Source organism: Rhizobium sp. PEPV16 (assembly GCF_008919455.1).
Taxonomy (GTDB): Bacteria; Pseudomonadota; Alphaproteobacteria; order Rhizobiales; family Rhizobiaceae; genus Rhizobium; species Rhizobium leguminosarum_Q.
On record NZ_VSZV01000269.1, the window covers coordinates 1 to 20,915 of the forward strand.

Sequence of the window (20,915 nt, forward strand, 5' to 3'; positions counted from 1 at the left end):
GCGGCGATCTGGCGGTGAAGCCCGCCTTCGGTCTGCGGCACGAGGAGAATACGGCCGCGGGGATGGAGCGCGTAGAGATTGAGCTCCCCGACCGGACCGGTGAGTTCACGTTCGAGCCCGAGCGCCGAGCGGCTCGCATACCCACGCGCCACTTCCCCCTCGCCCGACAAGCCCTTCTTGTCGAGCCAGACGATGTAGTCACGAAGGGCGAGGTCCGTATGAACGGAATCCTGCTGTGGCGGCACGGGCGCGCGCTGCACCAGCCGGCCGATATAGAGCGGACCGCCGGCCTTCGGACCCGTTCCCGACAAGCCGCGGCCGCCGAACGGCTGCACGCCGACGACGGCGCCGATGATGTTCCGGTTGACATAGAGGTTTCCAGCCTTGATGCGGCTGGTCACATGCGCGATCGTTTCATCAAGCCGAGTGTGAAGGCCGAATGTCAGACCATAACCCGATGCGTTGATGTCGTCGATCAGACGGTCGAGCCCGTTTCGCTTGAAGCGGACGACATGCAGAACCGGGCCGAAGATCTCTCTTGTCAGGTCCGACAGGGACTTGATTTCGATGATCGTCGGCGGAACGAAGGTCCCCGCCGCAGCACTTTCGGGCAGCGGCAGCTGATCCACCTTCCGGCCTAAGCCGCGCATATGCTCGATATGCTGGTCGATCTCCGTCTTTGCGCTGTCATTGATGACTGGGCCGACATCGACGCTCAGCCGATCGGTACGGCCGATCGTAAGCTCGCGGAAGGCGCCCTTCAGCATGGCGAGGGTCCTGTCGGCGACATCGTCCTGAAGGCAGAGAACCCGGAGCGCCGAGCAGCGTTGACCGGCACTGTCGAAGGCAGACGCAATGACGTCGGCCACCACCTGCTCGGCCAAAGCCGAGGAGTCGACGATCATGCCGTTCTGGCCGCCGGTTTCGGCAATCAGCGGAATCGGCTTGCCGGTCGCCGATAGCCGTTCGGCCAGCTGCGCCTGGATCATGCGGGCAACTTCGGTCGACCCGGTAAACATGACGCCTGCCGTCTCCTCCGCCCCGACCATGCCGGCGCCGAGACGGCCGCTGCCGGGCACGAACTGCAGGGCACCGACAGGCACGCCCGCCTCGTGAAGGATCTTCACACTCTCCGAAGCGATGATCGGCGTGACGCCGGCTGGTTTTGCAAGCACGGGATTGCCGGCCACCAAGGCTGCGGCGACCTGTCCGGTGAAAATCGCCAGCGGGAAATTCCACGGGCTGATGCAGACGACCGGGCCGAGGGGCGCATGCGAGGGGCCGAGGGTCTTGCGAGCCTGTTCGGCATAGTAGCGCAGGAAATCGATGGCCTCACGCACCTCGCCGACGGCATTGGCCGCGGATTTGCCGGCTTCGCGCATGACGATGCCCATCAGCACCTTGATGCGGGACTGCATGATGTCGGCCGCCCGCTCCAGGCAAGCGGCACGCTCGGCCGGCGGCACGGCGGCCCATTGCGGCGCATGCTCCGCCGCCATGCGAACGATGCGCGCTGCCTCCTCGACCTTCACTTCGGTCACCGTGCCGACGACATCCCGGTGATCGGCAGGATTGAGAACATCGCGCGTAACCCCATCCATAGAGCCGTCGGCTAGGATGGGAAGCGCATGCCACGGGGCAGCAGCCGTGGAGGCGAGCGCCTGCCCCAAATCCGAAAGCGTGGCCTCGTTCGAGAGATCGAGACCATCGGAATTGGCTCGGGCGCTGCCGTAAAGAGCCTTCGGCGACGCGATCTGCGCGTGGGGCGCGCCAACGACAGGCATGGCCGCGACGATTTCGGCGGGATCGGCGATCAGCGCCTCGACCGAGACATTCGGATCGGAGATGCGGTGCACGAAGGAGGAATTGGCGCCATTTTCCAGAAGGCGTCGCACCAGATAGGCGAGCAGCGTCTCATGCGTTCCCACAGGCGCATAAATGCGGCAGGGCCGGTCGAGTTTTTCCTTTCCGACAACCTCGTCGTAGAGTGGTTCGCCCATGCCGTGCAGGCATTGGAACTCGTATTTGCCGACGGTGAAATCAGCACCCGCCAGACGATAGATCGTGGCGAGCGTCTGCGCATTATGGGTGGCAAATTGCGGGAAGACCGCATCCGGAGCATCGAGCAGCTTGCGCGCGCAGGCGATGTAGGCGACATCGGTGTAGATCTTGCGGGTATAGACTGGATAGTCGTCGAGACCGTCAAGCTGGGCGCGCTTGATCTCCGCATCCCAGTAAGCGCCCTTGACGAGACGGACCATGACCCGACGCTCGGAGCGGCGTGCGAGATCGATGATGTAGTCGAGGACGAAGGGGCAGCGCTTGCCATAGGCCTGCACGACAAAGCCCAGCCCGTTCCAGCCTGTGAGATCAGGCGCAAAGCAAAGCTCCTCAAGGAGATCGAGGGAAAGCTCCAGCCGATCGGCTTCCTCGGCGTCGATATTGAGGCCGATATCATAGGTCTTGGCGAGAACGGCCAGCGCCTTGACCTTCGGCAGCAGCTCGCTCATCACCCGGCCGGCCTGCGACCTCACGTAACGGGGATGCAGGGCCGAAAGCTTGATCGATATGCCCGGGCCGTCATATATGCCGCGCCCGTCCGACGCCTTGCCAATGGCGTGGATCGCCTTTTCGTAATCCCGGTAATATCGCTCGGCGTCGGCGCCCGTCGTGGCGGCCTCGCCCAGCATGTCGTAGGAATAGCGGAAGCCGCGCGCTTCCAGCGGCCGGGCGCGTTTCAGTGCCTCGGCGATCGTTTCACCGGTGACGAACTGCTCGCCCATCATGCGCATCGCCATATCGACACCGCGACGGATGACCGGCTCGCCGGCGCGGGCGATCAGCCGCGTCAGCGCTGCCGACAGGCTCCGGTCGTTGACCGTCGACGTCAGCTTACCAGTGACGACGAGGCCCCAGGTGGCGGCGTTGACGAACATGGATTTTCCGCCGCCGATATGGGAGGTCCAGTTGCCCTCGGCGATCTTGTCGCGGATCAGCGCGTCCCGGGTTTCGGTGTCGGGAATGCGCAGCAGCGCTTCGGCGAGGCACATCAGCGCCACGCCTTCCTGGCTGGAAAGCGAATATTCCTGCACCAGCCCTTCGACTCCGGTCCCCTTGTGCTTGGCGCGCAACGCCTCGATCAGGCTGCGGGCCGTGCTGCGAATGTCATAGCGTTTTGCCTCGGAGACACGCGCGGCTGCAACGAGCGGCGGCAAGCATTCGGTTTCCGGCCGGCGATAGGCTGCCGTGATGGCCTGGCGAAGTTCGGATTGCGGTCGGATCGGCGGCGCAAAGCCGGAAAACGGCGCGCCATTGCTAGGGTCATTGGATGGCGTGGTGTCGATCGCTGCGTTCAACATGAAAGTACCTATCAATCGATGTCTGGTTTAACGGATGAATGAGATGCCGGGCTCGTCGTCCCACTGTGCATCGTCCGTGAAGGCGGGGCCGGAATATTCCGTCTCTCGCAGCGGGCGCGCTTCCGGTCTGTCGCGCTTGAGGGTGAGCGCCGCGGCCACTGCCCTGATCGCCAGCGGCCGGTAGTGAGCGAGCAGGTCCGGCGTCCGATCGTCATCCGCTTCTTTGTTATGCATGTATGATCCCCGTGTTGAGCGCGGCGCCGATACCGATTTCAGCGCTCTTCTGCCCGGCAGATAATCTATCATATCCGCAAATCGCAATCTCACTTGATTTCAACAGTTTCCAGGCTGTATGAACTTATTAATCCGCCCACGAGAGTTCAAATGGCTGCTGAAACCGACATCTTTAGTGAATTGGACCAGTTCGACAGAAAGATCCTCACCGCACTCACCGAGGACGGCAGGCTGTCGATCACTGATCTCGCCGCGCGTGTCGGATTGTCGAAGACGCCGTGCCAGATCCGCTTCAAAAGGTTGATCAGCGAAGGATATATCGAAGGCTTCAAGGCCGTCCTCAATCCGTCGAAAATGCAGCTCGACCATATTGCTTTCGTCGAGGTGAAGCTTTCCGATACCCGCGAGGACGCGCTGAAAAGCTTCAACGATGCCATCAAGAAGATCAGCGAAGTCGAAGAGTGCCATATGATCGCCGGCAGGTTCGACTATCTGCTGAAGATCCGCACGCGCGATATCGGCCGCTACCGCCGCGTTCTCGGCGAGCGCATCTCGACGCTGCCCCACGTTGCCAACACCTCGACCAACGTCGCAATGGAGACGATCAAGGAAGGCTGGGACAAGTCCGGTTCGAGTTTTTCGTGAGGGTAATGTCGTTTATCGACCCGAAGCAGTTCAGCCACCTTTCGCTTTACGCCCGCGTGCGCTCGGCTTCGCCGGCACGCTTTTGCCGTACTTGTTCCACCATGCCGTCAGAGCTTCCATCGTGGGGCCGAGGCCCCGCGCCTTCTGCGTGATTGCATATTCGACGCGCGGCGGAACCTCCGCAAAGACTGTGCGGGATACGAGTCCGTCTGCTTCGAGTTCGCGGAGTTGCGCCGTCAGCATGTGTTGGGTGATGCCGGGGATAGCCTTCCTCAGTTCGCCAAACCGGTGGATCCGCTGATGGAGCAGCCACATGATTTCCAGCTTCCATTTGCCGGAGAGCAGCGCGAATGCGCGACGCATCTCCTCATGCATATTGATTTCGCCATCGGCCATAGTCTGGTTTTCCATACTAGCTGCAAGTAATTCATCCTACTTGCAAAGATAGACCTTAGACGACATTTTCCATCCGTGCATCAGGGGCGCAGTAAAGGAGCGCCTCTCACATAGAAACCGACAGACCCGACGAGAGGAATGTTGCTGCGTGAGCAGCGGCAGGATGAACTTATGCTTGAATTTTACGGATACTGGATCAGCACGGCACTTCTATCCGCGCTCTATCTCGCTTCAGCCTACATGTATGCCACGAAGGGACAGTGGGTTCGTGAGGCGCTGACGGAACTCGGATATAGCGCCAACAACCTCGTTCCGTTCATGATCATTGTTAAGGTCCTCGGCCCGCTCGCGATCCTTTCGCGCGTCAGCGTCCCGCTCAGCGATCTCGCCTATGCGGGCATCTTCTTTCACCTGCTGCTATCGGGCCTCGCGCATATCGGCGTTCGAAAACCTGTCGGCGCCCTGCCAGCGGCGATCGGCCTGGCGCTGCTGATCGCATCGTTCATGACGCAGAACGACGTTCGCGACGTCCCCTCCCCTTACGTCCAGGCTGCCGTCCTCTGACGCCTCGACGATTCCCAAGCCTTATCAAATGGAGATACACATGGATCGACTCAATGGAAAAGTTGCCGTCATCACTGGCGCAAGCCGCGGAATTGGCCGCGCCACCGCAAAGCTGTTTGCGGCCGAAGGCGCGAGGGTGGCTGTTCTTTCGCGAACATCCGAAGGCGTCGAACGCGTTGTCGCGGATATCGTCGAAGCCGGCGGCACCGCGCTAGGCGTCGTCTGCGACGTCGGTGAAGCCGATCAGATCACGGCCGCAGTGGACAAGGTTGTCGCCGCATACGGCCGCATCGACATTCTCGTGAACAATGCTTTCGATGGTTCTGCCGTCTTGTCTTCAGTCATCGACCTTTCGGTCGAGCAACTGCAACGGAACTTCGACACCGGGCCGATCGCGTATCTGCGCTTCATGCAGGCTTGTTATCCTCACCTCAGGGAAAGCGGAGAAGGCCGGATCATCAACTTCGGGTCGATGGCCGGCACGATTGGATTGGCCGGGTACGGCCCGTACAACATGGCGAAGGAGGCAGTGCGCGCGCTGACCCGCACGGCGGCACGCGAATGGGGTGGCGACAACATCACCGTGAACAACATCCTGCCGGTCGCGGACACTTGGGGCGCAGCAGAAAAGGAGGTTCCTCCACCGATGAGCGCACTTGCTCGTTTCGGCTCGCCGGAAGACGACATCGCGCCCGTAGCCCTGTTTCTCGCCAGCAAGGATTCGCAGTTCATCACGGGCTACAGCCTTACCCCCGACGGCGGCGCCATCATCGACAGCGCCCGATAATTGTCGATGAGCAAGAGGCGCGACGGGTTGCGCTGCTTCGCCCGGCCTGTTTTCCGCTACCGATACCGGTAGCGGAAAGCTTCAACGAAGGCGAAGAAAGCAGGGGATGGATGGCGCCGGCTGGGGTAATAGAGATGATACCCTTGGAATGTTGGCGCCCAGTCCGCGAGCACTTCGTGCAGTTGACCGCTGTCACAATATTGCCTGATCAGATCCCTCGGCACATAAGACAGCCCCGCCCCATCGAGAGCGGCATTGATCGCAGGCCCTATGTTGCTCATCACGAGTTGGCCTTCCACACGTACGCTGAACTCGCGACCATCCTTTTCAAACTCCCAGGCATAGAGAGCGCCTGACGTCGGAAGACGCAGGTTGACGCAATTGTGGCCCGTCAGGTCCTGCGGGGTCGAAGGTGCAGTGCGGGCCGCAAAATATTCCGGTGATCCGACCACGGCATAAGAGATATCGGGCCCGATGCGAACGGCAACCATGTCGCGCGCAATCGCTTCGCCGAGCCGCACGCCGGCATCGAATTGGCGCTCCACGATATTTGTGAAACCATTGTCGACGATGAGTTCAACGGTGATATCGGGGTAATCCCGTAGAAATGCCGGCAGCCTCGAACGGAAGACCAACTCCACGGCATCATCGGGACATACGAGGCGGACTTGGCCTGAGAGCTTGTCGCGCAACGCGCCGAGGGCACTGATCCCGGCGGCGATGCTATCGAAATGCGGCTGGATAGTTTCCACGAGGCGCGCACCGGCCGCCGTGGGAGCCACATCACGCGTCGTGCGGGAGAGAAGCCGGACGCCGAGCCGGGCTTCGAGCGCGCTGATGGTATGGCTCAGCGCCGAGCGCGTGACTCCCAGCTTTGATGCAGCGCGCGTGAAACTCCGCTCCTGAGCCACCTCCAGAAACGCACGCATTTCCGTGAACTCGTCGCGCCGCATTGTTGAATCTCCTTCATCACGACGTTCAGATTATAGCTTCTAGTCGCGCAAAACCAGTCCGATTATCTATCTGGCAACGGACAGGAGAACGTAAATGACCGTCGAGTTGACATTGAACGAGACCTCACTGACGGACGACACGGCGACCTCATGGTCTGCTGTGACCTGTCTCTCGCTTCTCACATTCCTTCTGGTGGGCTTGGAATTTCTTCCTGTGAGCCTTCTCACCCCGATTGCCAGGGATCTCTCGGTGTCAGAGGGGCAAGCCGGATTGGCAATCACCGTGTCGGGTGTCTTCGCGGTCATCACCAGCCTTTTCGGCAATGCATTCTTGGCGAGGATCGACCGGAAGTCTGTCGTCTTGCTCTATACGGCGGTTCTTGTTGCATCGAGCTTGGCGGTTGCCCTCGCACCCAACTTCCTTGTCTTTCTCGTCGGGCGGTCCCTGGTCGGTGTTTCAATCGGCGGCTTCTGGTCGCTATCGACGGCTATTCTGGCACGCTTGGCTTCGGACCGTGATCTGCCCAAGGCCATTGCGCTTCTGCAAGGTGGCACCGCATTCGCGCTCGTCCTTGCCGCGCCGCTCGGCAGTTTTCTTGGCGGGTTGATCGGATGGCGCGGAACCTTCTTCATTACCGTACCGATCGGAATTGCAGCGCTCGTCTGGCAACTGGTCGTCCTGCCGAGGATGCCGGCGACATCAACCGTCTCGGTGGCCAGAATATTCGGGCTGCTGCGCAATCGCACATTCGCGATAGGAATGGCGGCGACCGGTCTCGCCTTCATCGGCCAGAACGCGCTGTCCATTTATCTTCGTCCGTTCCTCGAAGGCGTCACCGGACTGGAATTGAATGCGCTGTCCATGGTGCTTCTCAGCCTTGGCGTCGGCGGACTAGCTGGAACCTCCGTGATTGGCTTCGTCGCCCGGCGCCACCTCCTCCTCGTTCTCGTAGGCCTGCCGGCCGCTCTTGCGGTCCTTGCCCTGCTGCTGATCGCTCTCGGGCCGTTCGCGGCGGTTACGGCATCCCTGCTCGTCATCTGGGGATTTTTCTCGACCCCGATTCCGGTCGCCTGGAACACCTGGATGGCCGCCATCGTTCCCGGTGAATTGGAAGCGGCAGGTGGACTGCAGGTGGCGCTGATCCAGCTCGCTATTGCAGGCGGCGCTTTCGCTGGCGGCATGCTGTTCGACACCGCGGGATGGTGGAGCACCTTCCTTCTGGCCGCCTGCCTTCTCGCCGGTTCGGCCGTCCTCGCCGCGCTCGCTGGCCGCTGTTCCTGAACTTTGTCAAAACCTCAAAACAGGAGATCATTATGTCCCAAGGAATTGAAAACAAGGTGGTCGTCATCACCGGGGCAAGCAGCGGGCTCGGCGAAGCCACGGCGCGTCACCTTGCTGAGCGTGGCGCCTCCGTCGTCCTCGGCGCGCGGCGTAGCGATCGCATCGCCAAGCTGGCTGAGGAACTGACTGCGAAAGGCTATAGGGCCAAGGCAGTCCAAACCGACGTCACGGACCAACTTCAAGTCAAGACGCTCGTCGACACGGCCGTCAACGCGTTCGGTCGCATCGACGTGATGCTGAACAATGCCGGCCTGATGCCACTTGCGCCGCTCGAACGGCTCAAAGTTGACGAGTGGGATCGGATGATCGACGTGAACATCAAAGGGGTGCTCTACGGCATCGCAGCAGCGTTGCCCCACATGAAAACGCAGAAGTCGGGGCATATCATCAACGTGTCCTCTGTCTACGGTCATGTGGTCGATCCGGGTGCCACCGTCTACTGCGCCACTAAATTCGCCGTGCGCGCCCTCTCCGAAGGGCTGCGGAAGGAAGTGAAGCCATACAACATCCGCACCACGATCATTTCACCCGGCGCAGTGAGCACCGAACTGCTCGAGCACATCAGTGAGAAGGACATCCAGGCAGGCACCAAGGAGTTCGTCAGCAAGATCGCCGTCAGCGCGGACACGTTCGCCCGAACGGTCGCCTTCGCGGTGAACGAACCAGATGATGTCGACATCAACGAAATCCTGTTCCGGCCGACGGCTCAACCTGTCTGACGCGAGGCGCGCTATGTCGATGACATCCAAGTTCATGAGCCGTCGCACGGTGCTGGGCGGAACCTTGGCCGCCGCCGCTCTCCCTCTTGTGGCGCACGGGCAGGACGAGCGCAGCTCGACGGGTCACAAGGCGACAGACGTCAGGATCAGGATTGGCTTCAACAATCTGATCCTGACCGCGACGCTCTCCGACAATCCGACCGCGCGCGATCTTGCTTCCATGCTGCCCTTGAACCTCACGATCGAGGACTACGGCAGGAACGAAAAGATCGTCCATCTGCCGCGCAAGCTGACCGAAGAAGGCAGCGGTGCTTTCGGAAACGAGCAGCCGGGCGACCTTTGCTACTTCAAACCCTGGGGTAACCTGGCGCTGTTCTACGCGGATTACCGCTGGGACGGGCTGATCCGGCTCGGCCGCTTCGACAATGGCTTTGAGCCGTTGCTGGTGCGCGGCGAGTATCCGGTCCGCATAGAACGCATCTGACAAGGGCTTTATGGGCGGAGATATCAATTCGCCTTCCTCCGAAGCATGAAAGAACTCCAAGGACGATAAACTTCCGGGACCAGAAGCCCCGGCCGGCTTAAGCCAGCAGAGGCCGCTCGACGGGGCGCCTCCGTCTATTCGATGATCTCGACGCAGAAATCTATAAAGGCCCTGACCTTAGCCGGAACATGCTGGCGCGAGGGATAGAAGGCGTAGAGCGGGAATGTCTCGTCCGACCAGTCGGGAAAGAGGTTCACGAGCTGCCCATTGTTCAGATAATCCGCCATCCCGAGTGAGAAGACTTGCGCGATGCCGATCCCCGCAAGGCAGGTCGCCAAGGTCGTGCCGGCATCGTTGACTAAAATGCGGCTGCGGGTCTCGATCGAGACGACTTCGTCACCCCGCCGAAGCTCCCATTCGAAAGGCCTTGCGGTCAGCGGGTCCTGGAACTGGATACAGGTATGCTCGCTCAAATCCTGTGGACGGCTCGGCCGACCATGCCGCTCGATATAAGCGGGAGCCGCAATCGTGATCACGCGCGTCTGCATCAACAGGCGCGAAATAAGCGACCGCTGTGCAGGCTCGCCAAAGCGCACCGCGACGTCCATGCCATCAGCAACAAGATCGCCGATCTCGTTGCGGGTGATGACCTCGATCTGGATATCCGGATAACGATCGAGGAAGGCGCCGAGCCGCGGGCCGAGCACAAGGCGTGAGAAATATGGGTCGACATTGACTCGCAGTCGGCCACGCACCGCCTGTCTGGCGCCAACGGCTGTCTGCGCAGCCTCTTCGATGCCGCTCAAGAGTGGGGCCACCTGTTCGTAGAACCGCGCGCCGTCATCGGTGAGCCGCATCGTGCGTGTTGTCCGATCAAGCAGCCGCAGACCGATCCGCCCCTCCAGTCGGGAAATGGCGCGGCTGACACCCGACGCCGATAATCCCATTAGCTCCGCTGCCCGCGCAAAGCTTCCGCTCTCGATAACGGCGGCCAATACGCTCACGCCATTCAATAATCGTCCGTCAAACATCGCGTATCCGTGATTTTTAGTCACCAATCATGTGACAGAAGCGCGCTTCAGTCAAAGGCTTCCGAAGGACATGATCAGCATAACAAACCGCCAACCTGCTGGCGGCGGAACAGCAAAGGAGTCTAGCCATGTTTGTGATTACCGGAGTAACTGGCCAAGTCGGAGGCATCGTCGCCGCGCGTCTGCTGGATGGGGGGGTGCCGATACGCGCCGTCGCGCGCAATGCGGAGAAAGCAGCGGAATGGAAGGACAAAGGCGCAGAACTGACCTTGGCCGAGATGACCGACGCCGACGCGCTCACCGAGGCTTTCGCCGGCGCCGACGGCGTCTTTCTGCTGATCCCGCCGACCTTCGATCCGACCCCCGGCTTTACGGAAGTGCGCGCGGTCATTGCGGCGCTGAAGACCGCGCTTCTTTCGTCTCGTCCCGCCAAGGTCGTTTGCCTCTCCACCATCGGCGCGCAGGCCAGAGAACCTAACCTCTTGAGCCAGCTCGGTCTCGTTGAACAGGAGTTATCTGCCTTGCCAATGCCGATCGCCTTTCTGCGTGCCGGCTGGTTCATGGAGAACACGGCTTCGGATATCGCGCCGGCGCGCGAGACATGTGTCCTCTCGAGTTTCCTCCAGCCGCTCGATCAGCTCTATCCGATGGTTTCTATCTTCGACGTCGGAGCCAAGGCGGCAGAACTGCTGCAGCACGACTGGGTGGGCAAGCAGGTCATCGAGTTGATGGGGCCAGAGGGCGTCACGCCCAACGAAATCGCCGCTGTCCTCTCGTCCATCCTCGGAAAAACCGTCCGGGCAGAGCCGGTCGCCCGCGACACCTGGGAGCAGATTTTCACCGACCAAGGCATGCAAAACCCCCTCCCGCGGATGCGCATGATCGATGGTTTCAACGAAGGCTGGATTCGGTTCGACGGCGAGCCGGTGAAGGGCACGACCACGCTGGACACAGCCATGAGCCGCCTGATTAGCCCCAGCCGATAAACAGCTGAAAGGCCGTGGCGGGAGAGCAGCCACGACCTTTCTCATGCAGCCTCTGATAGGGTCGACCCAGGATTTTGAACTGAGGAATTACCCGAAGACTACCGGAACGGACGGCAGCGCCCAGTTATTGGCTCAAACTCCATTATATGTCGGCCAGCGTGCGGCCTACTGCGGCTTTTGAATTTCACAGTAGACAATGTTGCGGTTTGAGCCGGGCCAAACAGACACCTTCACATCCGCCCCGGTCACGCTTTCACTGGCGATCAAGCCCATCTCTCGTTCTGACCGCAACAGCAACGCCCAGTTCATGAATGTCTCCATATAGCCATCGACGTCCGTCTCCGGAGAGAAGTTGGCGAACAGGAATGTGCCGCCAGGCTTCAGCATGCTGACGCACTTTCTGGTCAGCCTTACGGCTACCGCGTCCGGCAAATAGTCATAGAGGCCCGCGGCATAAACGAAATCGAACATTCCCAGCGCATGCCTTCCACCGAGTAGGGATTTGACCGACCCGTTCACCGCCTCGACGGAAGTGCCGGCGAAATCGCGGGCGACGGTTCCAACGCTCATCGGGTCTTGATCTAAAGCCACCCAGCGTTTGATCGCGCCGGCGCTGAGCGCGCGCGATAAAGGTCCCTCCCGAAGATGCCCGGCGGCGATGGCGAGGACTTCGGTCGAACCAGGCCGGGCCGAAGCGATCTCATCAACGCGGCGCGCCAGAATGTCTCGACGCTCCCTTACCGCGACGGATGACGAAGCATTTCGAGTGTAGGCGTAGATCGAACGTCCCAAGTCGCTCGCTGATGCGACATCGTCCTCAATCTCAGGTCTGCCGTAGATGAAGTCGAGAAGGCGTGCGTCGCCAGAATAGCCGCGCGGCTTTTCGAACGACCAGCGGGTCAATGGATCTTGATGGAGATAGTGAGCAACGGGATGGGATTGCGCGATCTGAACGAGGACGTCCCACGCCTCCGGATGAAAGCGCCGCCTTATTTGATGTAAGGCATCAGTAAGACGCTCGATGATCGCGTTAGGCTCGACTCCGGATTTGAACTGACGGATCGACACCTCAAGGCTGAGGGCAAGCTCAGCTCTGGCAACGATCAGGTGGCCGGGATCTGGGGCAGCAACCCTCCTGGCCGACCGACGAATCTCGCCGGGCGCTACAAGACTTTCACCGTCCAAGACCAGACTTTGTTCCATTTCGAGATCCTCTTGACATAGCGTTAAGCATAATCAACCTCGAAATAGGATGCGACTAGAATCTACACGGGATAAGAGTAATTCTACTCTTGCGGGTCAGATGCTACCCCTCTAACAAAGCTCAGCAATAAGACAAACCGGTTGCAGATTGCCGAACGCGATTTTGGAGGGCGCCGAAGTATGGCTTACTTTTCAACATACTTTAGATGGCTGTCGGGTCGGCGTCGTTGCATGATCGCGGCTTGCGCTAATGTCCAGCGCGATGAATCAGCCGCCAGCTTTTCATTCGCCGAGGCCCTCAAATCTCTGAAAACCGAAAATGATGCTGTCCGAAGGCAGAGCTCACGGTGTGGTCTTTGGATGGCGGTCGCCGTTTATGTGGCCTTCGCACTTCCCGACCGCTGGCTGATCCCCGATGTCGCTTCCATGACGATCGCCGCTCGATTCGTCGTTGCGACGATCGCTCTGCTGGCGTTCGAAATCTTGCGACTGGCAAATGCGAAAACCGTCTGGCTCGACATCACATGCGCCGCTGCGCTGCTTGTGGGCTATGTAGCCTGGCTTTACCCGGCGATTGCCACCCGCGACGTCACCGCCATGTCATACTACATGGTATTCGGCGCCATCTTCATGATGGGCGCCAACCTGTTTTTCAGTTTCCCGTTTCGGCTTTCGGTGATCACCTCGGGCCTCGTTCTATGCGCGTTTTTCATTACCATCGAGGAATTTTTTCCCTCAAGCCAAACCTACAAGCTCGCTTTCGGGCTGTTCTACATTTCGTGCTTCGCTTTCACGTCTTTCGTCAATTGGCGATTGAATGTGGAGCGTCGAAACGTGTTGCTGAACGCGGCGGAGGCTCGCCATCAGCACTGGGAAGCGTCCGAACGAGGAAGGTCACTGCTCGAGCTTTCACATACTGACTACCTGACAGGCATAAGCAACAGACGCGCGCTGGATCGGCGGCTCGACGAATGCTGGGCCGCCTGGAAAGACGAGCGCCGCGGCTTCTCCGTGTTCCTCATCGACGTAGATTTTTTCAAACGCTTCAATGATCGCTACGGACACCAGGAAGGAGACCGATGCCTGACTGTCATCGCCAATGCGCTGAAGGCGGTTGTAGAGTCGTCCGATGGCATGATCGGCAGGTATGGTGGCGAGGAGTTTATCGTAGTCATGCCGGCTGCCCTCCCCAAGGTCGCGATGACTCTCGCCGAGAAGATCAGAATGGAAGTCGAGTCTCTTGCGATTGCTCACGACGAGCGACCGGATGATATGTCGACCGTAACCGTCAGCATCGGCGTCGCCTTCACCCGCGAGAAAGTTGGCGAGAAAGTCGAACGAATAGTACGTGAAGCCGACCTCGCTCTCTACAATGCCAAAGCAAGTGGCCGAAACTGCATTCGCAGTTTTGATCCGTTTTTACCCCGCCCCGACGACCACGCTGGCAAACTCGTCCCGTTGCTGGCGGCCGCTATCGATCGCAAACTGGTCTCGCTCGTGTACCAACCGATCTTCGACGTGACGAACGGGAAAGCAAGAGCTGTCGAGGCTTTGATGCGCCTCAGGATGCCGGACGGCACCGCGGTTTCACCGAAGACATTCATTCCAGTTGCAGAACGGAGTGGTGCTATCCTCGAATTGGGCAGGTGGGCGATCGAGACGGCCTGCCGGGATATACTGATGACCGATCGCATGGCGACCGTCAGCGTCAACGTGTCGCCGATACAACTGCGTTCCCCCGGCTTTGCTGCCAGTGTCGCTGAAATCCTTGATCGCTGCGGGGTCTGCGGGTCGCGACTCGCCTTGGAAGTCACCGAAGGCCTGGACATGGATATGCAGGCGGAGGTGCTGAAATGCATTGCCGATCTGCGGGCACTCGGCGTCGAAATCTGGCTCGACGACTTCGGCTGCGGCTTCGCGGGCCTCTCTTGGCTGAGGGCAATCGAGTTTCAGACGGTCAAGGTCGATAGAACCTTCCTGCACGACTGCTCGAACCCACGCGGTTTGACGATGCTTCAGGACATGATTGCTCTCATCCGCAATCGCGGGAATACGATTCTGGTGGAAGGCGTCGAAACGGCCGCACAGTTTTCCCTTCTCAAGGATCTTCGCATCGACCGCGTCCAGGGTTTTCATATGGGAATGCCGGTTAGCGCTGAACTTCTGAACGCGGCATAACTCGACTCAAGGTTTCCAGATGGCTGAGCACGTTGCCGATGATCGGTGCGTTGGCGCATGACGTCTCTGCAAATCGCGAATTCGGACGGGAGCGCATCGGCCGCGCAAGATGGAGCGGAAATTCCACGTCACGAAAGATCAGCTTGTGATCACGCCGGCCAACCTTGAAGAAGGCCGCCATTGCCGGAAGTCTTGCTTTTGGACGGATCAGGCCGTCTGATACGGGGAGGCAACGGATCGCTGACTCAGATGAATATTCGGCGGTTGAACCTGGGAATGAGGAGCAGGATGGATCAGGCCAACAGCCCGCAAACATCGGCAAGCGAAGAGAGCGAAGCGCGCAGGCTTCAATACCTGACCTGGGAACACATTGCGTCGGACCTCCGTCATCCGGCTCACCTCGCCCGCAAGGCAGAACTCAGGCGATCATGCGGTGCGGAGCTGGCCGAAATGTCCTACATCGCCGAGCATGCCGCAGTCTTCACCGAAAGCCTGACGATGGGTGAGCGGTCGTGGATCGCCGGGCACGCGCTCGTCCGTGGCCATGTGATCCTCGGCGACGATTGCACCATCAATCCCTATGCCTGTGTTTCCGGCACGGTGACGTGCGGCAATGGCGTGCGGATTGCTTCGCATGCCTCGATCGTCGGCTTCAATCATGGCTTCGACGATCCGACCATTCCCATACACCGCCAGGGTGTCGTCAGCATCGGCATCACGATCGGTGACGATGTCTGGATCGGCGCCAATTGCGTGATCCTCGATGGCGCCACGATTGGAAACGGTGCGGTGATCGCCGCCGGAGCGGTGGTCACGGGCGACATTCCCGCCATGGCGATTGCCGGTGGCGTGCCCGCTCGGGTGCTGCGGAGCCGAGGCTCGGCGCCCAGGAAATCTGGCACTGGCGACATCGAAGATCAATTGGTCAGGCTGGGTCAGAAAGCGCAAGACCAATGGCCGGATGTCCTTGCACGCTGGAAAACGGACGGAGCCTATGAATCGCTGGAAGCAGACGGCATCCGGCGACCAGCGATCCGGCATCTCTGCGATGCAATTGAGATCGCTGCAGGCTTCGGCCAACTGCCGCCCGACCTCGATGCGGCGGAGACCGTCGAGCGTCTCCAAGGTCTTCAGGACCGAGAGACCGGCCTTTTCCCGGAAGAGCATGCGCGAATGCATGGCAAGGCGCTGAGGGATGATTCAAAGGCGCTCTATAACGTCCTTGCGGTTGGCTATGCGCTCGAACTGCTTGGTTCCGGTCCGCGGCAACCCGTCCATGCGGTCGAGCTCGGGGCCAGGGAGCTGGATGAATGGCTAAGCGCCCTGCCCTGGTCGACCCGGGCATGGCACGCCGGAAGCGTGGTCGATGCGATCGGAACTGCCATGTACTTCAACGCGAAGTATTTCGGCATCAGGCATTCACGGCAGGCGCTCTTCGAGTGGCTGAGCCGGAATGCCAACAGCGTCTCGGGGCTGTGGGGTGAACCGACCGCGGCGGAAGGATGGCTTCAACCGGTGAACGGCTTTTATCGCCTGACGCGCGGCACCTACGCCCAGTTCGGCGTGGCCCTTCCCCACCCGCACGCCTCGCTCGAGACGGTTCACCTCAACTATCGCAACCACAAGGGCTTCATTGCTGCAAAATACAATGCGTGCAACCTGCTCGATACGATTCATCCTCCGTTGCTGATTGCCCGGCAGACAGACTACAGGCGGGCCGACGGGGAGGCTATCGCCCGCAAGGTCATGTCGAGGGCGTTGGATAGATGGCGGGATGGCGAGGGATTCCCGTTTGCCGACGGTGGTGAACCGAGCTTGCAGGGAACGGAAATGTGGCTTTCCGTCATTCACCTGGCGGCCGATTTTCTCGGCCTGGCAGATCGCTTCGCCTTCGTCCCTAGGGGCGTTCACCGGACGGCAACCGTGGGGTTGGGTTTGTGACTATGCTTCGATCACCCGTGCAGGGATGCCGTCAGCCAGGCGGCGGCAAGGTCCCGCGCATTGCTTCGTTTGGCTTTGACGGGCACGATCACGTTGTAGCGATCCTCCGCGCCAAGCTCGCCGCCGCCGACCTGCACCAGGGTTCCATCCTCCAGAAAGGTGCCCACCAGCATACGCCATCCCAACGCGATGCCTTGGCCTGCGCGCGCGGCTGCGATGGTTTCGGTATAGTGGTTGAACCGAAGCGACGGCTTTACCTCGAGGTTGGCACCGGTGAGCGAAAACCACTGCGCCCAGCTATACCAGGAACGATCGAGAACATCCGTTTCGATGAATTCGTCGGCGGAGCCGAGCGGGCCATCTCCGCGACGCTTGAGATAGTCGGGAGAGCAGACGGGGCAGATGACGTCGCCATGCGAGGCGATGACGGTGCTATCGCTGAAGGGAGGCACACCATATCGAATTGCCACATCGACTTCTCCGTCATCGAGAGCGATCGGGCTGTCCTGGGATATCACCCGCACCAGGATGCCGGGGTTCGCACGGCGAAATTCGGCCAGCCGCGGCAGCAGCCAGAAAGAAGAAAATGCAACGGTCGCCCCTATGGTCAACACGTCCTGGCTGCGCGACTGGAGCGCTTCCACGCTCTCGGCAATATCGGCAAAGCTCTTGGCCAGCGTGGCTCCGAGGTTGATGCATGCCGCCGTCGGCTCGATCGCTCGATGCTTGCGCACGAATAGGGGCTGGCCGAATTCCTCCTCCAGCAAGGCAATCTGCCTGCTGACCGCCGCCTGGGTGACACCCAATTCGGTCGCAGCCGTGGTGAAGCTCTTCTTTCTGAGCACCGCCTCCAGGGTCACCAATGCCGTCAACGACGGGATCCGTCTTCTAAAGTGCATCACAGAACCCCTTATCGCATGATAAAAACTCATGCGAACCTAATTTTTTATGCCGTTGAAACATCGGAACTGCAAGAGCAATTTGGGGAAACTCTCGCATAAGAGGTTCTGATGCTAAACAAGCTCCCATCTTCCATTTCCGCCCTTCTCGACGCTCGTGCCAATGGTCACTCTCTGCCGGCCGGCCTTTACGTCAGGGAAGACGTGTTCGAAGCAGACATCGACGTCTTCTTCCACAATCACTGGATTTGTGTCGGTCTCGATTGCGATGTTCCCGAACCCGGTGACGCCACAGTGATCGAAATCGGCAAGACGAGCCTGATCCTTCTGCGTGACGACGACGGAGAAATTCGCGTCCTGCACAATGTATGCCGCCATCGCGGCTCCCGCCTTCTCGATCCGGGCAAGACGATCGTTTCAAAGCTCGTCTGTCCCTATCACACCTGGACATACGAACTGACGGGTGAGCTCAGTTACGCACCTCACATGGGCAAAGACTTCGACAAGGAATGTCGGAGCCTCAAGCCCGTCACCTTCAAGTCAATCGGCGGACTGATTTATGTCTGTCTCTCCGACAATCCACCCGAGGACATCACCATCCTCGAACAGACCATGACCGAGCGCCTCGCCCCCTACGACATCCGGAACGCAAAGATCGCCTTCCAAACGGATGTCATCGAGGATGGCAACTGGAAGCTCACGATGGAAAACAATCGCGAATGCTACCATTGCTCCGCGAACCATCCGGAGCTCTGCGTCTCCTTCGTCGATCTCGACTTCGGCTTCGACCCGGAGACGCTGAGCCCGGAGGATCGCGAACAGGCCGAGGAGCACTTCAGGCTGTATGAAGAGCGGACGAAGGCGTGGGAGTCTGACGGCTTCCCCTCGGCGGCCGTCGAGCAGCTCGCCGACTGCGCCACCAACTTCCGCACCCAGCGGCTGATCATCGCAGGCGCCGGCGAATCCCAGACCCACGACGCCACCGCCGCATCCTCCAAGCTTCTCGGCCACATGACCCGCAAGGATCTCGGCGACACGCATCTTTGGGGCCACAACAGCTGGAATCACTTCATGGGCGACCATGCCGTGGTGGCAACCGTCATCCCGCTCTCGGCGGGCAAGACGCTGGTCAGAACCAAGTGGCTGGTCCACAAGGACGCCGTCGAAGGCGTGGATTACGATCTCGACAAGCTGACGGATGTCTGGGTCGCGACGACGGACCAGGACGCCGATCTCGTCGCGCGCTCCCATGCAGGCACTCTCGACCCGGCCTATCAGCCAGGCCCCTACTCCCGCTTTTCCGAGACGAACCTCGACAAGTTCGCCAGCTGGTACATCGATCGGATGCGCGCCCATGGATACTAGGAGCCCGCAGATGCCCGTAGCCAGGGCCGCCCTTCACGACGTCTGGAACCCGGAAGAAGACGACGCGCTCGTCTGCCTCGATGTCCAGCAGGAGACGCATGACGTCAAAACGTTCACCTTTGCCTCGCGTGAGGGCAAGCGGTTCGTGTTCAAGGCAGGGCAGTATTTTCTGTTCGACCTGGAACATAATGGAGACGCTGAAAACAGGTGCTACAGCATCTCCTCCTCGCCGCATCGGACGAACGCCTTCTCCGTGACGGTGAAGCGCGTCCCCGGCGGAAAGATCTCCAACTGGCTTCATGACACCCTGGTTCCCGGCGCGACCGTCAAGGCGAATGGACCGCTCGGCCACTTCGTCAGGCCCGAGACGTCGGGACGCAAGCTTCTGCTTTTGTCCGGCGGCTCCGGCATTACCCCCGTCATGTCCATTCTGCGTGAGATCGCCGACAGTTGCGAACCTGCCGACGTCGTCTTCATGCACGCCGGCCGGACGCCGCAGGATCTGATCTTTCGCGACGAACTAGCCTGCATCGCCCGCAGGCTGAAAGGCCTTCGCCTGCATTTCCTCCCGGAGACCGTGGCCGGCGAGCCGTCCTGGCCCGGTCTGACCGGCCGTATTTCGAAGGACTACATGCGGCTTGCGGTTCCCGATATCGCCGAGCGAACTGTGATGTGCTGCGGCCCCGCCCCGTTCATGGCCGCCGCGCGCGGCATTGCCGCCGAACTCGGCGTGCCCGGCTCGAACTACCTGGAGGAAAGCTTCGACGCCGCGGTCATCGACGAACCCGAGATCCCCGTGGTTCAGGAGGCAGCTGCCAAGGTCTTTCAGGTCACCTTCTCGAAGCAGGCGCGCAGCATCGACGTCTCCGGCGACCAGAGCGTGCTCTCTTGTGCGAAAAAGTCAGGCGTCAGGATCCCGTCGTCCTGCGCAAACGGTGTCTGCGGCACCTGCAAGTCGAAGCTTACGTCAGGCACGGTCGACATGAACCACAATGGCGGAATTCGTCAGAGGGAAATCGACGCCGGCTTCTTCCTGCCCTGCTGCTCTAAGCCGCTCAGCGATCTGGTCATCGAGCGCTGAACACGCGTGGCGTCGCGTCATTCACCGACAACAGGAGCTCATTGAGATGCTGCGAGAGGAAAGCGATTCCGCCGAGCTAACCGGCTCGACGGTCTTCAAGGACGCGCGAAAGCAGGCATACTTCAATCCTGAAGGCGCCGACCGGCCTCTTATCAGTCCTGTGCCGGTCACGACGCTCGATCGGGCTCGCCGATATCGTCTGGAGCGCCTACGTACGAAGATGCGCGAATGGGACTGCGGCGCCCTGCTTCTCTATGATCCCGTCAACATCCGATATGCCTTCGATTCATCGAATATGAGCATCTGGACGATGCACAACGCCTCGCGCTACGCTCTGATCCTCGCCGATGGGCCGGCCATACTTTTCGAATTCGAAGGCGCCGAACACGTCAATGACGGGCTTCCCGGCATCGACGAGATCCGGCCGGCGAAGTCATGGATATTCTTCACATCAGGGAACCTTATGGAACCCCGACTGAAAACCTGGGCGGACGAGGTCGCGGACCTCGTAAGCCGCAATGGCGGCAACAAACGCGTGGCGGTGGACAGGCTTGAACCGGCGGGCGCGTTCGAATTGCGGGAACGCGGCTTCATGCTCTTAGACGGCCAGGAACTGGCCGAGCGGGCGCGATCCATCAAGAGCGCCGACGAGATCGAGCTGATGAGATGGACGATCCGTGTCTGCGAAGCAGGCATGGCGCGGATGTACGAGGTATCCGAGCCGGGCCGCACCGAAAGAGAGATCTGG

19 protein-coding genes are annotated in these 20,915 nt (G+C 60.3%); 12 read left to right on the forward strand and 7 right to left on the reverse strand.

Going from position 1 to position 20,915, the window contains the following annotated elements:
* On the reverse strand, nt 1-3,359 hold a 3,359-nt coding region (putA, locus tag FY112_RS11440), incomplete at its 3' end, for a trifunctional transcriptional regulator/proline dehydrogenase/L-glutamate gamma-semialdehyde dehydrogenase (RefSeq protein WP_151518424.1).
* 27 nt (nt 3,360-3,386) lie between these two features.
* Nucleotides 3,387-3,593: a hypothetical protein gene (locus FY112_RS11445; protein ID WP_151518425.1), complete on the reverse strand. Its 207-nt coding sequence runs from the start codon at nt 3,591-3,593 to the stop codon at nt 3,387-3,389.
* A 150-nt stretch (nt 3,594-3,743) separates the two neighbouring features.
* Here FY112_RS11445 and FY112_RS11450 point away from each other — a divergent pair, with 150 nt between their 5' ends.
* Nucleotides 3,744-4,238 (forward strand): Lrp/AsnC ligand binding domain-containing protein, encoded by a 495-nt coding sequence (locus FY112_RS11450; RefSeq protein WP_029871375.1) that lies wholly within the window; start codon nt 3,744-3,746, stop codon nt 4,236-4,238.
* 30 nt (nt 4,239-4,268) lie between these two features.
* On the opposite strand, the gene FY112_RS11455 is transcribed toward FY112_RS11450, so the two are convergent.
* Complete coding sequence (locus FY112_RS11455; RefSeq protein ID WP_151518426.1) at nt 4,269-4,649, reverse strand: helix-turn-helix domain-containing protein; 381 nt, start codon at nt 4,647-4,649, stop codon at nt 4,269-4,271.
* Nucleotides 4,650-4,805: 156 nt separating this feature from the next.
* On the opposite strand from FY112_RS11455, the gene FY112_RS11460 reads away from it, so the two are divergent.
* On the forward strand, nt 4,806-5,198 hold the full coding sequence (locus FY112_RS11460; RefSeq protein ID WP_151518427.1) for a DoxX family protein: 393 nt from the start codon (nt 4,806-4,808) through the stop codon (nt 5,196-5,198).
* A gap of 40 nt (nt 5,199-5,238) precedes the next feature.
* Nucleotides 5,239-5,985: an SDR family oxidoreductase gene (locus FY112_RS11465; protein ID WP_151518428.1), complete on the forward strand. Its 747-nt coding sequence runs from the start codon at nt 5,239-5,241 to the stop codon at nt 5,983-5,985.
* Between the two features lie 56 nt (nt 5,986-6,041).
* Here the strand turns inward: FY112_RS11465 and FY112_RS11470 are convergent, their stop codons facing one another.
* A complete protein-coding gene (locus tag FY112_RS11470) occupies nt 6,042-6,938 on the reverse strand; it encodes a LysR family transcriptional regulator (RefSeq protein WP_094088299.1) in 897 nt (298 codons plus the stop codon).
* 94 nt (nt 6,939-7,032) lie between these two features.
* On the opposite strand from FY112_RS11470, the gene FY112_RS11475 reads away from it, so the two are divergent.
* From FY112_RS11475 to FY112_RS11485, 3 genes are read left to right on the forward strand one after another with little or no spacing between them, the layout of a single operon-like run.
* Nucleotides 7,033-8,220 carry an MFS transporter gene (locus FY112_RS11475; RefSeq protein ID WP_151518429.1) on the forward strand — a complete coding sequence of 396 codons (1,188 nt, stop codon included), beginning with the start codon at nt 7,033-7,035 and terminating at the stop codon, nt 8,218-8,220.
* A 32-nt stretch (nt 8,221-8,252) separates the two neighbouring features.
* Nucleotides 8,253-8,999 (forward strand): SDR family oxidoreductase, encoded by a 747-nt coding sequence (locus tag FY112_RS11480; RefSeq protein WP_017956832.1) that lies wholly within the window; start codon nt 8,253-8,255, stop codon nt 8,997-8,999.
* A gap of 13 nt (nt 9,000-9,012) precedes the next feature.
* Nucleotides 9,013-9,483 (forward strand): cyclophilin-like fold protein, encoded by a 471-nt coding sequence (locus tag FY112_RS11485; RefSeq protein ID WP_017956833.1) that lies wholly within the window; start codon nt 9,013-9,015, stop codon nt 9,481-9,483.
* 134 nt (nt 9,484-9,617) lie between these two features.
* Here the strand turns inward: FY112_RS11485 and FY112_RS11490 are convergent, their stop codons facing one another.
* Nucleotides 9,618-10,514: a LysR family transcriptional regulator gene (locus FY112_RS11490; RefSeq protein ID WP_017956834.1), complete on the reverse strand. Its 897-nt coding sequence runs from the start codon at nt 10,512-10,514 to the stop codon at nt 9,618-9,620.
* A 128-nt stretch (nt 10,515-10,642) separates the two neighbouring features.
* Between FY112_RS11490 and FY112_RS11495 the strand changes: the two genes are divergently transcribed.
* Nucleotides 10,643-11,500 carry an NmrA family NAD(P)-binding protein gene (locus FY112_RS11495; protein WP_094088302.1) on the forward strand — a complete coding sequence of 286 codons (858 nt, stop codon included), beginning with the start codon at nt 10,643-10,645 and terminating at the stop codon, nt 11,498-11,500.
* Between the two features lie 165 nt (nt 11,501-11,665).
* Here the strand turns inward: FY112_RS11495 and FY112_RS11500 are convergent, their stop codons facing one another.
* Nucleotides 11,666-12,703 (reverse strand): class I SAM-dependent methyltransferase, encoded by a 1,038-nt coding sequence (locus FY112_RS11500; RefSeq protein ID WP_017956836.1) that lies wholly within the window; start codon nt 12,701-12,703, stop codon nt 11,666-11,668.
* Between the two features lie 180 nt (nt 12,704-12,883).
* On the opposite strand from FY112_RS11500, the gene FY112_RS11505 reads away from it, so the two are divergent.
* A complete protein-coding gene (locus FY112_RS11505) occupies nt 12,884-14,881 on the forward strand; it encodes a GGDEF domain-containing phosphodiesterase (protein ID WP_131620238.1) in 1,998 nt (665 codons plus the stop codon).
* A 288-nt stretch (nt 14,882-15,169) separates the two neighbouring features.
* The gene (locus FY112_RS11510; protein WP_017956839.1) at nt 15,170-16,822 is read left to right on the forward strand and encodes an acyltransferase; all 1,653 of its coding nucleotides are present in this window, start codon (nt 15,170-15,172) and stop codon (nt 16,820-16,822) included.
* An 11-nt stretch (nt 16,823-16,833) separates the two neighbouring features.
* Here the strand turns inward: FY112_RS11510 and FY112_RS11515 are convergent, their stop codons facing one another.
* The gene (locus FY112_RS11515; RefSeq protein ID WP_094088304.1) at nt 16,834-17,721 is read right to left on the reverse strand and encodes a LysR substrate-binding domain-containing protein; all 888 of its coding nucleotides are present in this window, start codon (nt 17,719-17,721) and stop codon (nt 16,834-16,836) included.
* 111 nt (nt 17,722-17,832) lie between these two features.
* Between FY112_RS11515 and FY112_RS11520 the strand changes: the two genes are divergently transcribed.
* The 3 genes from FY112_RS11520 to FY112_RS11530 form a co-directional block, all read left to right on the forward strand.
* On the forward strand, nt 17,833-19,086 hold the full coding sequence (locus FY112_RS11520) for an aromatic ring-hydroxylating dioxygenase subunit alpha (RefSeq protein WP_017956841.1): 1,254 nt from the start codon (nt 17,833-17,835) through the stop codon (nt 19,084-19,086).
* A gap of 10 nt (nt 19,087-19,096) precedes the next feature.
* Nucleotides 19,097-20,167 (forward strand): FAD-binding oxidoreductase, encoded by a 1,071-nt coding sequence (locus tag FY112_RS11525; RefSeq protein ID WP_170269031.1) that lies wholly within the window; start codon nt 19,097-19,099, stop codon nt 20,165-20,167.
* 46 nt (nt 20,168-20,213) lie between these two features.
* Nucleotides 20,214-20,915 (forward strand): aminopeptidase P family N-terminal domain-containing protein (locus FY112_RS11530; protein WP_181018201.1); only part of this gene is annotated, 702 nt, incomplete at its 3' end.